This window comes from Pseudomonas sp. LBUM1662, assembly GCF_059695915.1.
This window is the reverse complement of sequence record NZ_CP166793.1, coordinates 894,660-909,292: the sequence shown is the minus strand read 5'-3', so window position 1 is coordinate 909,292 and position 14,633 is coordinate 894,660. Positions and strand designations below refer to the sequence as shown.

Genomic DNA, 14,633 nt, shown 5'->3' with positions numbered 1-14,633 from the left:
ATCAACCGGCTGCCTTCTGTGAGTCCATCTCGTCCAGGTGCTGGCGCACGCTGCCGATTGAGTCCTGAATTTTGCGGGTAGAGCTGGAAGGTTCACGGTAGGTCATTACCAGCCGATCGATCACGCGAGTCATGGCCACATACAGCACGCGCGCCGCGTCGGCCTCGTCTTCGCCCTTTTTCGGCATGTCACCCAGACTGGGAATCGGCACAAGGCCGAATTCCAGGCCCTTGCTCGAATGCATACTGACGATCTTGACTGCATCCTCACTGCCATACAACGTGCCACGGCCCTTGACCTCCAGCAATAGCACGGCGCGCAACGGATGCATCAGCACAAAATCCGGCTGCAAGGCTTTTGGCCCCATAGGGATATCGAGGCAGCACAGATAGTCGCCTTCGAGCTGCTTCTCCAAGCGCTCTGCTAACCGGCGTCCACCCGGCGCGTCGAAGCGGCAGGTGGTGCGGGAAGGAAAGAGTTGAGCCATTTGGATTGCCTATTCCGTGGCGTATTGGGTTACTTTTGAAAGACTAAAGTTTTCCTTCGAATGCCTGTTGCTGCAGTGAAGTAAACAGCTTCTCTAGTCCCGCCAAACTTGATTGAGAGGCTAGCGCACTTGTACTGACGTGCTGGCATATCAAATCGAATTTATCTTGTAGGATTCTTGGCGGAATCATCATCGGAAGCTCCCTCAATCGACCAAGAGTGATCTCTCGAAATGTCGCTCCTTTAACCTGTCTTTCAATCCAGCGCTGAGTTCCCGCAGAGCGAAGGTGGTGTAGAGCAAAATTCCGGGCGATCTTTTCGCCTACGGCAATACGCGCGGTCCCCTGCGTTAAATTCGCTCCATCCAAGGATTTGGGTACAAGCGCAGTGGTCCCAACGGTCGCTCGGATACTCATGACGATATCGCCTGCTTCGACCCGGGACCGACTGAATTTCTTTGCAATTACCGGATCGGTTCGTCTTAGTCCTACTTCAACTATTTCTCCGGCAGCGATATCACCGGTACGGATATATGGAGTACCGCCAGGAAACTCCTTACCGGCCTGAACGATCCCATAAGTGACAATTGTCCCTTGATTGACTACTTCAGATAGGAGCTTTTCCGGCCATTCCTTCGGGTTGGTCACCGGGTCGCCAAACATTTCAAGAAACACGGATTGCAGCATTTGGTTGAGCTTGGCGATGACATCGCGGCGCTTGGCGCGCAGCGTGTCGGCCTTGTCCAGAATCGCCGCGATACGGCGTTGTTCGGGCAGAGACGGCAATCTCAGAGGAGTTGCTCGAATGTCACCTTGAGTGATGTTAGTCATCGATCCACTGGTGCCACCCGCGCACTGTGAAAAATGTGATGCGGCTATTGACGATCGCAATGCACGTAGCAAATAACGAGGCACAACAATGTTGCAGTCTGGAACGAGTCTTAAAATCTTGTCTGATAGAAGCAGATTTGGGTGGTCTGCCTCTACCATGACTGGAGCACCAACGAGCTCGCGGGTATTCGCCCGCGAAATAAGAATGTCTCCTTTCATCGGGCGCGGAACATTTCCAGGATCGTAGTCCAATGGCATTGCCTTATTCTCGCCAGGACGAAACTCCCCCCATGTAACAGCGCTAACACGAAGAATTCCGAGTTCGCCGTCTTTAGCTGGTCGTTCCAGAGTTTTGGTGCTACGACCCGCCTCAATGCGCTGTAGAACTGCGCCAACAGTGGTCATCGTCGCCCCGGTCACAACATCCCCTCCAACTCTTCCATGCCCTGCATAATTTCCGCCTCCAGAACCTTCAACTCGGCCAGAATCTTCTGCGGCGCTTCGTGCTGCACCTGTTCGTATACCACTTCCTTGTAGCGGTTGATCGACAGGTCATAGTCGTTGGCGACGATCTCGGCCTTGGGCACCAGAAAGCATTGCGCGGTGCGGTCGAGGCCGGCGCTGGTATTACGCTTATGCCAGCGGGCGATGATGTCGGGCAGATTATTGCTTTCGTGCTCGCTCGCATCTAGCTGGTTGCGCTTGTCGTCCAGCGAGAAGCCGTCGGCCTGCATGTTGTAGAACCAGACGTTATCGGTGCCGCCGGAATTGGTTTTGGTAAACAGCAATATCGCGGTGGACACCCCAGCGTAGGGGCGGAATACGCCGGAGGGCATGGAAACAATGCCGTCCAGCTTCTGCTCTTCCACCAGCATCTGACGCAGCGCCTTGTGCGCATTGCTAGAGCCAAACAATACCCCGTCCGGGACGATCACCGCCGCACGGCCGCCGGCCTTCATCAGGCGCAGAAACAGGGCGAGAAACAACAGCTCCGTCTTTTTGGTTTTAACGATTTGCTGCAAGTCTTTGGCGCAGGCCTCGTAATCCAGGCTGCCGGCAAACGGCGGGTTGGCCAAAATCAGACTGAACTGCCCTTCGACGCCGGCGTGGCCCTCGCTAAGCGAGTCACGGTTTTCAATCGCCGGGTTTTCCACGCCGTGCAGTAGCATGTTCATGGAGCCGACGCGGAGCATAGTGTTGTCGAAGTCGAAGCCGTGAAAGGTGTCGTGGTTAAAACGCTTCGCGCTGGCTGCGTCTTGGTACAACTCCTGGCTATGGTGGGTGTTGAGGTATTCGGCAGCCGTCACCAGAAAACCGGCGGTGCCGCAGGCCGGATCACAAATGGTGTCCGACGGTTTGGGTGCCATCATCTCGACCATCAGTTTTATGATGTGCCGAGGTGTGCGGAACTGACCATTCTGCCCAGCGCTGGCGATTTTACCGAGCATGTATTCGTAGAGGTCGCCCTTGGTGTCGCGGTCTTCCATGGGGATGGCGTCGAGCATGTCCACCACCTTGGCCAGCAGCGCCGGGTTGGGAATGGTAAAGCGCGCATCCTTCATATGTGCGGCATAAGTGGACTCGCCATCTTCTCCGCCCAGCGACTTGATAAAAGGGAACACTTTGTCGGCAATCAGCGTGTACAAGCTGGCCGGATCACCTAGAGCCTTGAACGCCGCCCAACGCAAATGCGCCTGGTAGGGGCTGAAAATCGGCTTATCAATCGGCTGTCCAGTGCGCGAAGCCTTGCGCTCTTTAACCGTCTGCAACTCGTCCAGACGTTTGATAAACAGCAGATAGGTCATCTGCTCGATGACTTCCATGGGATTGGAAATACCGCCGCTCCAGAACGCATTCCAGATCTGGTCAACTTGGGATTTGATGGCGCCTGTGATCACTGCTGATGACTACCTGAATTGAATAATGGGTTTAATACCCAGCGAAGCAACACGGCGGGCAATAGGCGAAGCCGGGAAAACGCCAGCCTGACAAGGTGCGCGTAGTGTAACGATTAGCGGGTGAGGCTGTCAGATACAACCGCGCGGATGACATCCAACGCCGCCGCCCGATGATGGATTGGTAAAGTGAGCATATCCAGAAGGCCTCCACTGGCAGCCTGCTGGCATCTGCGATCAATCAAACGCAGGACCGCAACGCCGTGCCGATACGCTAAGCACTCAGCGGATGGCGCCGACAGTCGTAACGCCTCAGACGCAGTGACGGTTCTGCTGGCGACAGCGGCGACACCGGCGACAACCCACGTAATCCGTGGCGCGCAGCATGGCGACAGAAGTAGCGACTGTCGCCAAACCTCCTGCATGTCTGCGCTCCTCCGGCCAAGCCCCAGCGCATAGGAAGGCTCCGCATTCCCATGCGCTGGGGCTCACATTTAAAAGACGACGAACGGCTCATCGTCCATCCAACGCCCCTCACGACCAAGGCATTCCAGCACCGCTGGTTGGCCCAATCGGCTGCGCGCAATCCGGTTGACCCAACCATATGCGGACGATAGAAAGAAGACTCAAAACGCTGCCGTTGGCAGCTCCCAGGTAGCCAGAACCTTTGAGGCTACGCCACATCGTGGTGGTTCTTCCGAAGTGCGATTAGCGTCCGGCGGCTCGCACGGTCACAGCGATGTGATGGATGCCCAATCTTCCAGAATGCCCACTGCGGCAACTCATGCCCCTTCCTGACTGCTCTGCAGCAACTTATCCGCTTGGCCATTTCTTGCGCCAACCTTTTGCCCGTCTCTTTGCCTCCTAAAGAGACGGGCGCTCCTACCACTGCTGCAGCCCTGCTCGCACGGGCCTTTGCGGCTTTCCCCCTCGTGACAATCGGCGTGACAAACACCGAATGCTCACTCACCACAGCGATGCCGATGACGGTGGCGCAGCCCATGAAATGGACTGCACCTGACTGACAGTCAGGCATGCCCCTGTCATCGCATCCCTGCCTTCACCCGACTCAGGATCTCGCGGCACCGGTCTCGTCAGCCAGTGCAGCCTCCACCCGCCCACCGCTATCGGTGTTCAGGAGGCCAGATCATGAGATGCCCAAGCTCCCGGCCGTAAGGAGCCGTCAGTCCCGCGTGAGTGGACAAACCTCACAGGTCGCAGGGGCCTTGATCCCTGATAACACTCAACAACCGTGGCGGGATGAGTGAGGACGAAGTCGATAATCTCAGGAGAAGTGCGATGCAACTGTGCGAAGCGTTCGAGCCACCACAACCATTGCTGGAATACCAGCAGGCGCCACTGCCCTACCCGGTCGAAGCACTCGGGGATCTGTTGGGCCCTGCGGTCGAACGACTGGCCGAGGTGATCGGCGTGCCCTGCGCCATGGCTGCACAGTCGGTGCTGGCCAGCGCTGCCCTGGTGAGCCAGGGCCATGCCAATGTCCAACTCGACGGTCGAACCTATCCGCTATCCCTCTACCTACTGACGGTGGCGTCCTCGGGTGATCGCAAAAGCGCGGTGGATCAGCTGGCACTGAAGGCCGCGCGCGACTGGGAACGACAGCAGTGGACCCTGTATGCGGAAAAGCTCAAAGCCTATCGCGCCGCTACCAGCATCATGGCCAAACTCAAAACCTCAGCGGAGCGTGCTGAGGCGAAAGGCGGCGAACTGTCCGAGCCAGTACCGCCGAGACTGATCATTGCCGAGCCCACCATTGAGGCCCTGGTCAAAAGTCTGTGCCAGGGCTTGCCCAGCATGGGCTTGTTCAATGATGAAGGCGGCCAGTTCTTGGGCAGCAGCACCATGAGCAAAGAGAACCTGCTCAAGGCGATCACCACCTTATCGACCCTATGGGATGGCAGCCCGATCGACCGGGCGCGCTCCATGGCCGGAGAAAGCCTGCGTGCCTATGACCGCCGCCTCAGCCTGCATCTGATGCTACAGCCCTACCTGGCCAACCAGCTGTTCAAAGACCCGGTGATCAAGGGCCAAGGCATCCTGGGCCGTTGCCTGATCAGTTGGCCCGAGCGCCTGGCCGGCCAGCGGCTCTACAAGGCTATCGACCTGAGCCGGGATACTAAAATCCAGCGCTACCAACAACGGATCACCGCCCTGCTGCAAAAGCCCTGGTCGCTTCACAAGGATGGATCACTCAATCCGACCACGCTGGAGCTGACTCCCCGCGCCCGTCGTACCTGGATTGATATTCACGACACCATCGAGTTCCAGTCTGGCGAGTTCGGCGAGCTGGCCGGCGTCCAGCCCGTCGCGGGTAAGGCCGCGGCGAATGTACTGCGTATCGCGGGCGTGCTCGCTCTGGTTGAAGAGGCCAGTGCGTTGGAGGAAGCACACATCCAGCGCGCCTCCACGTTGATGGATTACTACTTGGCCGAGATCCAGCGCTTGACCGAACAAGAGCCGATCAATAGCCGATGTGAAGAGGCGGATCGGCTGCTGCGCTGGCTGGTGCAGAAAGGCTGGGCCCACTTCACCATCCGCGACGTCAATCGCAACGGTCCTCGTTTTGCCCGCAAGAGCGCTGACCATACCGCCTCGTTATTGGTCCTGCTGATCACTCATCGCTGGCTGAGCAGCCGCGACGGAAAAACTTTCGAGGTCCGCCATGTTTCGCCTCAATGACGCGGTGCGCCGCTACCAGGCGCAACATCAAGCGCCGCCCGAGTCGAAGCGTGTCGCCGCCTCTGTCGCCACCCTGTCGCCACGCGCCAGGCCAGAAACGATGCGGGTTGTCGCCACTGTCGCCGCTGTCGCCACACCACCTCTGGCCCCTGCCAACATCGCCCTGCTGATCGAGCAACTGCGTGAGGAAGGGGCGCTGCTGCAACACTGGGAGAACGTCCTCCTGATCCGCCCGACACACTGGCAGCAGATGGACAGGCTCAGCCCCCACTGGAAAGCCTTGCTGCTCTTTCTGCAAACAAACGAAAACGGTGATGATGATGGCCTTGGTCGGTCTGCGTGAGGGTCGCAACTTTGGCTATGGCCGCCAGCTGAGCTACGCCGGCCCACAAGCACTCAAGGATCTGTTTGCCGGCGGCCACTTCGCCACGGTCAAAGCGCATATCGATCGATGGCAAGCGTTCGTGCGTTGGTGTCGGTCAGAGGAGGGTCCCGGTTACAACGATGCGCGCCAGATCGATCGACGGACGCTGCAGGACTACGCCGCATACCTGCGCCAGCAGATCCAGCAAGGTGAACTCTGCATCGCTACCGCGCAGAACCGCCTGAGCAGCGTCAACCGCACCCTCGCTGCGCTGCGCGGTGATCAGGACGTGAGGATCGCCAGTCCGAGCCAGGCGTTAGGACTGCAGCGCTCGAGCGTACGCACCCGCGCGCCGGATGGCCAAGACCACCAACAGGTGCGGCGAGTGATTGAGGCGCTTGGCGAACAGCAACACGAGCGGGTGGCAGCGATTGTCCTGTTGGCCCGAGAAACCGGCATGCGCCTGCGCGAAGCGATCCTGGCTGACCTGCCACGACTGCAACGCGAAGCCGAACACTTAGGCCGCATCAACATTCAGGACGGCACCAAAGGCGGCCGTTCAGGGGCATCAGCGCCGCGATGGGTTGTGGCTAATGAAGAGGTGAAGGCGGCGCTGCAGTTGGCTCGTCATGCGTCGCCGCCCCATAGTCGCAACCTGCTGGCCCGAGACGAAAGCTACGCCGCGTTCCTGCAACAGACCGTGCTCCCCGCCCGCGACACGCTACATGAACACGGGCTGAAGGGCTTTCATGAACTGCGAGCAGCCTACGCCTGCGAGCGTTACGAACAGCTCACGGGCCACGTCGCACCGGTCAATGGTGGCCACTGTTACCGCATTGACCGCGACCTTGATCAACAGGCGCGCCAACAGATCAGCCTTGAACTCGGGCATAACCGGATCGATGTGATGTCGGCCTACATTGGAGGTCGAGCGTGACCACGCCCTTCGATATGGCGCAGTTCCTAAGCGGCGTACTGACCGGCTCGAAGGCCACCCAGCAACGCCACCTACGGCAAGCCCGAGTCATGCAAGCAGCCATTCAACAGCGATGGCTGCGAGACAATCCCTGGACCTGGCAGCTCAAGCATTTGCGCTGGTTTCTCACTCAGCACCTGAAAGACCATTCCGACGCCAGCCGGTATTACTATCGACTCACCGTACTATTGGTCTGGAAGCGATTAGGGAATGACCGAGAAATGCTGATCTAACGCTCGAATCGTGGATAGGCAACCCTCCAGGCTCACTTGCCCGCCTTCATCTATCTCAGCGTGGATATTCTCCTGCGGATAAACCTGCTCGAAAAACACCCCCGCAATGGCAAAAAACGACCCCGGCTGTGTAAAAACGCTTTAGAGCAGGTTTTGAAGGTCAGAATCGGAACGAAAACCGCGCTCCTACACAAATTTCAGGACCCACTGCCTGCAACCTAGTGTCAGATTTTACATAGCGACGCAGACTTCAAAACAGGGCCTGTACTTTCACACAGCCTGGGGCGATCAAAACCATCCCCCGTGAACCCAAGAGCATCACCGCTGCCGACATTCACGCATCGCTCGAGGACTTGTTACGCGACGGCGCCATAGCTTGAAATTGGGTGCTGGCCCTTTTTTTGCATAGCAATAGCCGCCTGTCTGATATGCCTGGTCGTTACAAAAATGTGGTCACATAACGGTGGCACATTTGGTCAGACGATATAGAGTCACTTTTAAACACCGACCTGAAACGCAAGCAACAACAGACCAGAGCACGCCCAAGAGGGCAAAGACCATGAAGCGCGACCAACAGCATCACCGTCATGACCCTTATTCTAAAGAGGTCATGCTTTCCCTTACTTTGCGTGTGTCGCTGTATTGCGCACAGGTTGCGGCTGCCCCCAGTACTGAGTCGAGCGTTCGCCTGGAAGCCGCACGTGAGAGAAATGTTGTTGAAGACGCAAAAATTCGTACCGCGATCAAAGAAGCTATTGTCAGCTTGAATGAGCTCAATGACTTTGTGTTTGACGCAGGGCGCTCCATGCTCTCGAACATGCCCCCACGGCACGTGATAGAAGATGAACGGTTTTCCGAGGTAGCGAGCACATTGCGCGCGTTGGAATCAGTGTTAGCCACTAAGGCTGAGCTGTATTCGAACTTGCCTACTATGAGCGACGAATACAATGCGCTTCGGCGCAATCTGGCTACTACGCGTTCGCGGACAGCACAGAACGCCATGATTCTCAAACAGATGTTTCACGTACCCGAAAGCTACGAGAGTTCAATAGATATGAAAGGGCTGGAAGCCTTGGCTTCCATTTCGACAGAGCGCCTCCATCAGCTTGTGAGCTGATGCCGTATGACGATAATTGTCGAGTATAGCCCCGACACATACGATGACTTTTTCAAGGATGTTTTGTCCAATCACCCTACAATCTTGAACTCTTTGCGTGACGATTTTTATACCTACATCGCGTCCAACAGAATGACGCTCCCGGCATATTTCGGGTGCGACGTGCCATACACTCATCCACATGAAGCCTATGTCGTTGGCTTGATGCACATTCACATCGCCATCCCGCCGTCAGTGTTCCCCACGAGTAAACCGCAGTTTGACCGAAAGTGTCCTCTAGGTGATCCCACCAAAGATGCTGCATTGGTATATGCACAAGGGCTCTACGATGAAGATAGATACGTTCTCATCGCCATGCTTCACCCCGGCGCCCACGACAAAGCCCGCACCGAAAAAATAATCAAGCGACTAGCGGGAGTGGCAAAGCGCTTTCGCGATATCTATTAGTCTGACTCCCCCAGCTCTTCGCTGCTACGCTTTCGGTTTTCTCGAACGGAGTCGAAGTCATGCCCACCGAATACTCTTTGCCTGACACCCTAGAACGCATGTACTGAAATCAGCTCGCACTCGAAGCGGCGTGCAGTGGGTCGAGCAGCGCGGATCAAATGACGTCGGCGAGAACATGCGCAGTGTGCTGGACCTAATCGGCGAGAACGCTGGGCACATAAAACAGGGCCTGGCGAAGCTGGCTCTTCAGCACCGTGGTGATGCCTGGAAGGCCGATGGACAGACTGTTGGCAAATCGGTAGTTTCCGCTACTGCGCTGAAGCTATACCCGCCGAACTTGCACATCAGAGGCTGTACAGAAATGAAAGGATTCATCGAAACGTTGTTCGCCATCATTGCTCTGGTCGGGGCAGAAGCTTGGTTTCTTGCAGGTTACTATTCGGGAAGCCCTGACTATGAACCGGCGTTGGCATTCTTAGCTGCTTTGGGTTTTATACTTGCAAGGGACTCTATACGCGCTAAGTTTGCCAAGCCAGGAAACGGGCAGGCTCACGACAAAGAATTGTTCAACTCGTTGCTCGCTGCGCTACCTCCCAACCAAACATCTAGGTTCTTCAGAGAACATGACTTCGGCGGCTCCTTTCAGAGCGCCGACGTCAAGCCGCTTTATCGGTTTGCAGACACTTGGGAAAGTGTAGAAAACGAGTTCCTCGACCAAGAGCTTGAGCGAAAAAATAAGGACTTCTACAAAGTAGCCCTTGACCTCGCTTCCGAAATATCGGGCAGAACCGTACCGCTTAAAGGCAATACGCTCTCATCTGTTTACTCAGATAGTCAAAGAAACACAGGAGGGCCAAGACCGCCCTCGGTCATTGAGGATGCAAAGGTTCTTAACCTGAAATCAGCTGAGTTCGTGAAAAAGTACGAAGAGTTTGTGCGCGTTTGCCGTGCGAAACTTAAGCACGAAGCATAGCTAATTCGTATTGAGCTTACTGTGGACACCGTGCAAATGACTCCGTAGTGTGTCCTGTACGGGGGCTAAAAAATTCCGGATCGCTTTGAGACCTATCGCGAAGCGGCAACGCATCGTTTTTTGGCTATAGCAGATTTACTTTCTCGCTAATGGAATTGTCATGACGTCAAAAAAATCAATGGGCGTGACGGAAAGCGAGCGTATCCTTTCTGAGTACTGTGAGCGCTCCTTCCTAAAACTTTGGACCTATCCAAACCCTTATAAAGATGACAAACATGAGCTATGTGATTTGTTAGCCGTGTTCGGAAATTATGTTTTTATCTTCTTCGATCGCGACAATCAAATCCCCTTAACTTCAGAGAAAGACCCTAAAGTTCTTTGGGATCGGTGGAAGAAAAACGTTATAGACAAACAGATCAACACAGCGCATGGGGCAGAGCGATATATCAAAAGCGGGAGGCAGATTTATGTAGATGGAAAATGTACCATTCCATTCCCACTAAACATTGATCGAAGCTCAATGATCGTACATAAAATAATTGTCGCTCACGGTGCTAAAGAAGCATGCTTACAACAGTCAGAGGACAATATTTACGGCAGCCTGGGAATCTCGTACTCATCTACGTCAGCTGCCTCATCGGCCCCTAGCCTGCCATTTATGATTAATTTGGACAGGGACAAGCCAGTACACGTGTTCGACAGTCACAATCTTCCAATATTGTTAAACGAGCTTGACACTGTTACTGATTTTTCTTTATATCTTGATGCAAAGGTCGAAGCCATTAACTCCTTGAGCCTATTGTCTTATTGCGGCGAGGAAGACCTGCTAGCACACTACTTACTAAATATTAATGATCAAAACAAACACTTTATAGGCGTGGCCGAAAAAAATTTCACGGGTTTAATGATTCACGAGGGTGACTGGAAGGATTTCTCAGAAAGCGATGTCTATCTAGAGACCAAGAATGCGTCAAAAGTATCATATGCCTGGGATGAAATGATCCAGCGCACGTGCCAGAACTCGCTAGATGGAACGCTCAGAGGCAATGCTGACTTACTGCGCGGTAAAAGTGCAATATTCGAAATGGTCAAGGAGCCTCGTTTTATCCGTCGAACCCTAGCGGACACAATGTTCAAATCGGTAGAAGACTTTCCTGAATCTTTGGGGAGTTTAGCTAGAAAGGTCACCGTAATGCCGTCTTTTCATGACGGCACTGCGTATGTATTTCTTCAACTGAAAGTTAGTCAGACAGTATTAGGGCAAAAAGACTACAGAAGCAAAAAGCAAAGAATTCTAGAGATTGCTTGTGGCGCTGCTAAAAATGCTTTCCCTGAGTTAAAAACAATAGTAGGAATTGCGATCAACGCACCTAAATACCATGAGGACTGCTCAGAAGATTTTATTCTCATGCCTTGCGAGATTTGGACGCAAGAAATAAAAAACCACTACGAACAAGAAAATTTAAACTGGAATTTCTTCCAGACATCGGCACTTATAAAGCGCAAAATGAATGTAACTGAGTTTATAGCACCTGAACAAAAGTCAATTATTTCAGAGAAACAAAAGGTCGGACGAAATGTTCCCTGCCCGTGTGGTTCCGGAAAAAAATTCAAAAAGTGTTGTGGCACGTAATTACTCACACTTAACTCTGTATGCGTATTTAAAACTGAAACCTGCATTCCTGAATGCCTCACACCGGCTTCGTTGATGACCCGCTATTGGCCGAAAGCTTCCGGTAATGGCAGCTCATAATATGAGCACTTGGTAGAGGAGCCATTCCAGGTCGAGAGCCTTGGCTTGGCTTGCCCCTTCAAATAATAATGCCCCGCCTATTTCAACAGGGAGCCAAGAATGCCAGAGAGTACGCTCAGCAAAATCGAAAAAGTCCATCTCGGAGCTCAAATCCTCGCCCAGGCCACGACGATCATCGCTGCGATCGTCGTCGCGGTGTGGGGTTATTACTCCACCGTATATGTGAAAAAGGAAAAGGAAGTCACAGAGTACACACTCAAGGAACTGGATCAGAAGACCACACAGAAATCGCATATCCAGGCAAAGGTCGAATCTACGGTTCAGCCACTTATGGATGGGCAGAACCTTCTTCAGGTTAAGGTGACTCTTTCCAACCTTGGCAACAAGGAAAGCAAAGTTACTCTGGACGATGATGCCTTGACGCTGGTGCCCGTTGCCTTCGTTGAGGGAAAACCGATCTACCAGAAACCGATCAATCTCCTTTCGGGTCGTTATGCGGGAACCCTCAACCGCGCACCGCTGAGTTTCGTGAATGTTGGTGCAGGTGAGAGCTACGAGATCACGTTCGTACAGAACCTCGAAAATCCAGGTATTTACCTCATCCACTTTCTTGCCCTCAACGGTATAGTTCCCCCTGCGGAGGAGTTTCTTATCACAGGTGGCGTGCCATACAAGTATTCCGTTGGCGTAGACCAATACGTGGTTGTGAAGTAGGTAACCTCACCCCTTAGCAAGCGCCTGCTGTTGGCCGATTCTGTTGAAAACAGTCGGCCCTGGTTTGCGCAGCAAAAAAACACGCGTCCAAGATTGAAATTTTTACTTTTGGCAGAGGCTTCCGGACCCGGATTTCACGTAGCAGCGTGCAAAAAAGGCGTTTTCACCAGTCAATGATCAGGCAGCTTGGGCAAACTGATTTTTTCAACAGAATCGGCTGAGAGCAGACATAATCGCGTGATCATATCTGCCGGGAAAGTGCGTCTGAAGAGCCAAAATCCGTCCGCAGCGGCAAAGCGGCAAAGCGGCAAAGTGCTATCATGAGCATCCTGCCTTGCGCGTTCATTGAAGCGTGAGCCACCGTGATCAATATCAGGAGTGTGTTATGTCTAGTGGATTGCGCACCATCGAAGTCTGGGATATCGAAACCACCGAAACAGTAACCCGCAACGCGTTGCCTTCACTGGGGCGACCCAGAACTAGTACTACCGAAGTGGATCTGGAAACCCTGAGTGAAAACCTCAAGGCGGTGCTATCCCGGTTCCAGGCGATGCTGGACGAACAGCCGGTAGCAAAGTCGGGTTGTTATTGCGTCGATGAGATCGAGGTATCGCTCGGGGTCAATGGTAAAGGTAGCATTGCGCTGATCGGCAAGCTCGAGGTTGGTATGCAAGCCGGTATCAAGGTGAAGTTCAAGCGAGCCAAGTAATGACGCCAAAGGAATACGTCGCATCCAGGAAGGCAAGCGCGAGCCGCCGCGTCTACACAGAGAAGGATATCGCTTCTACCGTTGCCACGACTTGGCAGGCTGCCGGACTGAAATTTTCCGATCTGCTAGAAGAGCTTAATGAGAAGGATTGGGCAGAGTTTCTGGTCAGCTACTTGAAACCCCGGTTTCATCCTGCGCTTATTTCTCTGTTGGAATCCGACACTGTTGCGATAGGCACAATCGACAATCCTTTCCCTGATGCCAGCATCACCAGGCTGGAAAACGGCTATGCCATCCTTTTCAGTACGGGCATAAGAGAGTTCGTGTACCGGTTGGCACGGATCATCGCGACTCGCTTCTCGATCGCCGACCAAAGTGTTGGAGTGGAGTTGCACGAAACTGCCAGGCTGGTAGCAGAAGTGTTCTGGTGGTTCCAGGAAACGAACGTTGCCCATGGTCCCGACTATGCGATCAACGATGCCCAGATGCGGGTAGCAAACAATCTGGCTATGGAGGCTGAGGCGTTTTTGCTCTGTCACGAGATCGGGCATATCGCCTCGGACACGCCTGGCATGCTGGAAGAGCTGTCGGATGATATGCAGGGGGTGGATCTCGCAGCTCACCTCGACGAGTTTGTCGCCGATTTTTTTGGATCGATGTTTGTGTTGGGGGCGAGAGAAGATGACCACTCTTCAGCCAACGCCATCGATCTGCAATTCAGATACGCCGGCATCGAGTTCGTGTTGCAGATCTACCAATGCCTTGAAAAAATCGGGATGGACTTTAGCGACAGCCATCCCCCGGCGGCCGAACGTTTGGCTTATATCCGCAACGCTATTCGCCGCCGTTGTGCCGATAACGAGTCTTGGCTTGGTTTATCGACAATTGCCTGTGGTATCGAAGGCATCTTCGACAATATCCTGGCAATCCTCGATTCACCGCAAGAACATGCGCAGTATTATGAGCGCAAGGCTGCAGAGTTACTTGATGACCTGAATCGTGCGCTGGATGAGTGTTCGGGAGGAATGGTACCCGATTACGCGAACTTTCGCCCTTGTGCCGGGGAGATCTTTGCCAGAGGCTATCCGGAGAGTGTCATCAAGCGTGTAGCGCAAGTGGCTGCAGACTTTTTTGCCGACGTGTATGCCGAGGACCAAGAAGGTACAGGGTATGGTTCGGAGCAATGGGTCCATTTCCAGCAGTTCAAGCTGCTTCTGTCATTTGTCCGGGATATGCATGAAGGCGCCGTGAGGGCACGTTTTATGGCGGCGCTTGGCTGGTCAGAGGAGTGAGTTCATCCCCGTGCCAGCGCTCAGACGCTTGCATGAATCACCCATAGCCCTTTAGGCACCTAAATACTGCCATTTTCGGCATATGGTTTGAGTCCGCAATCGATAGCAGACTGTTGCGTCAGGTCGCTATCGACCCGATGTAGA

General features: G+C 54.1%; 13 protein-coding genes and 2 pseudogenes. 12 read left to right on the top strand and 3 right to left on the bottom strand.

The window, feature by feature from the left end; translation table 11 throughout:
• Position 1: 1 nt before the first annotated feature.
• The 3 genes from ACA049_RS03905 to ACA049_RS03895 all read right to left on the bottom strand — a co-directional run bounded on the left by ACA049_RS03905 (position 2) and on the right by ACA049_RS03895 (position 3,139).
• Positions 2–487: a nuclease-related domain-containing protein gene (locus ACA049_RS03905; protein ID WP_497333296.1), complete on the bottom strand. Its 486-nt coding sequence runs from the start codon at positions 485–487 to the stop codon at positions 2–4.
• A gap of 43 nt (positions 488–530) precedes the next feature.
• Entirely contained in the window at positions 531–1,574 is a 1,044-nt protein-coding gene (locus tag ACA049_RS03900; RefSeq protein WP_497333294.1) for a restriction endonuclease subunit S, read from the bottom strand.
• Between the two features lie 158 nt (positions 1,575–1,732).
• Positions 1,733–3,139, bottom strand: a complete 1,407-nt coding sequence (locus ACA049_RS03895) for a type I restriction-modification system subunit M (RefSeq protein ID WP_458729926.1) — start codon at positions 3,137–3,139, stop codon at positions 1,733–1,735.
• 209 nt (positions 3,140–3,348) lie between these two features.
• Between ACA049_RS03895 and ACA049_RS03890 the strand changes: the two are divergent.
• From ACA049_RS03890 to ACA049_RS03835, 12 genes and pseudogenes are all read left to right on the top strand, one after another.
• Positions 3,349–3,489: pseudogene (locus ACA049_RS03890) on the top strand (integrase); the annotation flags it as partial.
• Positions 3,490–4,510: 1,021 nt separating this feature from the next.
• Entirely contained in the window at positions 4,511–5,911 is a 1,401-nt protein-coding gene (locus tag ACA049_RS03885) for a YfjI family protein (RefSeq protein ID WP_497333292.1), read from the top strand.
• Positions 5,895–6,254 (top strand): hypothetical protein, encoded by a 360-nt coding sequence (locus tag ACA049_RS03880; protein ID WP_497333290.1) that lies wholly within the window; start codon positions 5,895–5,897, stop codon positions 6,252–6,254. The genes ACA049_RS03885 and ACA049_RS03880 overlap by 17 nt, the downstream gene beginning before the upstream one ends.
• A complete protein-coding gene (locus ACA049_RS03875; RefSeq protein ID WP_497336766.1) occupies positions 6,232–7,212 on the top strand; it encodes an integrase domain-containing protein in 981 nt (326 codons plus the stop codon). The genes ACA049_RS03880 and ACA049_RS03875 overlap by 23 nt, the downstream gene beginning before the upstream one ends.
• Positions 7,209–7,484, top strand: a complete 276-nt coding sequence (locus ACA049_RS03870) for a hypothetical protein (RefSeq protein WP_497333288.1) — start codon at positions 7,209–7,211, stop codon at positions 7,482–7,484. Before ACA049_RS03875 ends, ACA049_RS03870 begins: the two co-directional genes overlap by 4 nt.
• A gap of 559 nt (positions 7,485–8,043) precedes the next feature.
• Positions 8,044–8,601, top strand: coding sequence for a hypothetical protein (locus ACA049_RS03865; protein WP_497333286.1), 558 nt, complete (start codon positions 8,044–8,046; stop codon positions 8,599–8,601).
• A gap of 6 nt (positions 8,602–8,607) precedes the next feature.
• On the top strand, positions 8,608–9,048 hold the full coding sequence (locus ACA049_RS03860; protein ID WP_458379269.1) for a type II toxin-antitoxin system YafO family toxin: 441 nt from the start codon (positions 8,608–8,610) through the stop codon (positions 9,046–9,048).
• Positions 9,049–9,107: 59 nt separating this feature from the next.
• A pseudogene (locus ACA049_RS03855) lies at positions 9,108–9,292 on the top strand (hypothetical protein); the annotation flags it as partial.
• A gap of 889 nt (positions 9,293–10,181) precedes the next feature.
• Complete coding sequence (locus ACA049_RS03850) at positions 10,182–11,654, top strand: YecA family protein (protein ID WP_497333284.1); 1,473 nt, start codon at positions 10,182–10,184, stop codon at positions 11,652–11,654.
• A gap of 219 nt (positions 11,655–11,873) precedes the next feature.
• Entirely contained in the window at positions 11,874–12,488 is a 615-nt protein-coding gene (locus ACA049_RS03845) for a hypothetical protein (protein ID WP_497333282.1), read from the top strand.
• Positions 12,489–12,873: 385 nt separating this feature from the next.
• A complete protein-coding gene (locus tag ACA049_RS03840) occupies positions 12,874–13,197 on the top strand; it encodes a Pepco domain-containing protein (protein WP_497333280.1) in 324 nt (107 codons plus the stop codon).
• Positions 13,197–14,489 (top strand): phage exclusion protein Lit family protein, encoded by a 1,293-nt coding sequence (locus tag ACA049_RS03835; protein WP_497333278.1) that lies wholly within the window; start codon positions 13,197–13,199, stop codon positions 14,487–14,489. The genes ACA049_RS03840 and ACA049_RS03835 overlap by 1 nt, the downstream gene beginning before the upstream one ends.
• Positions 14,490–14,633: the final 144 nt, after the last annotated feature.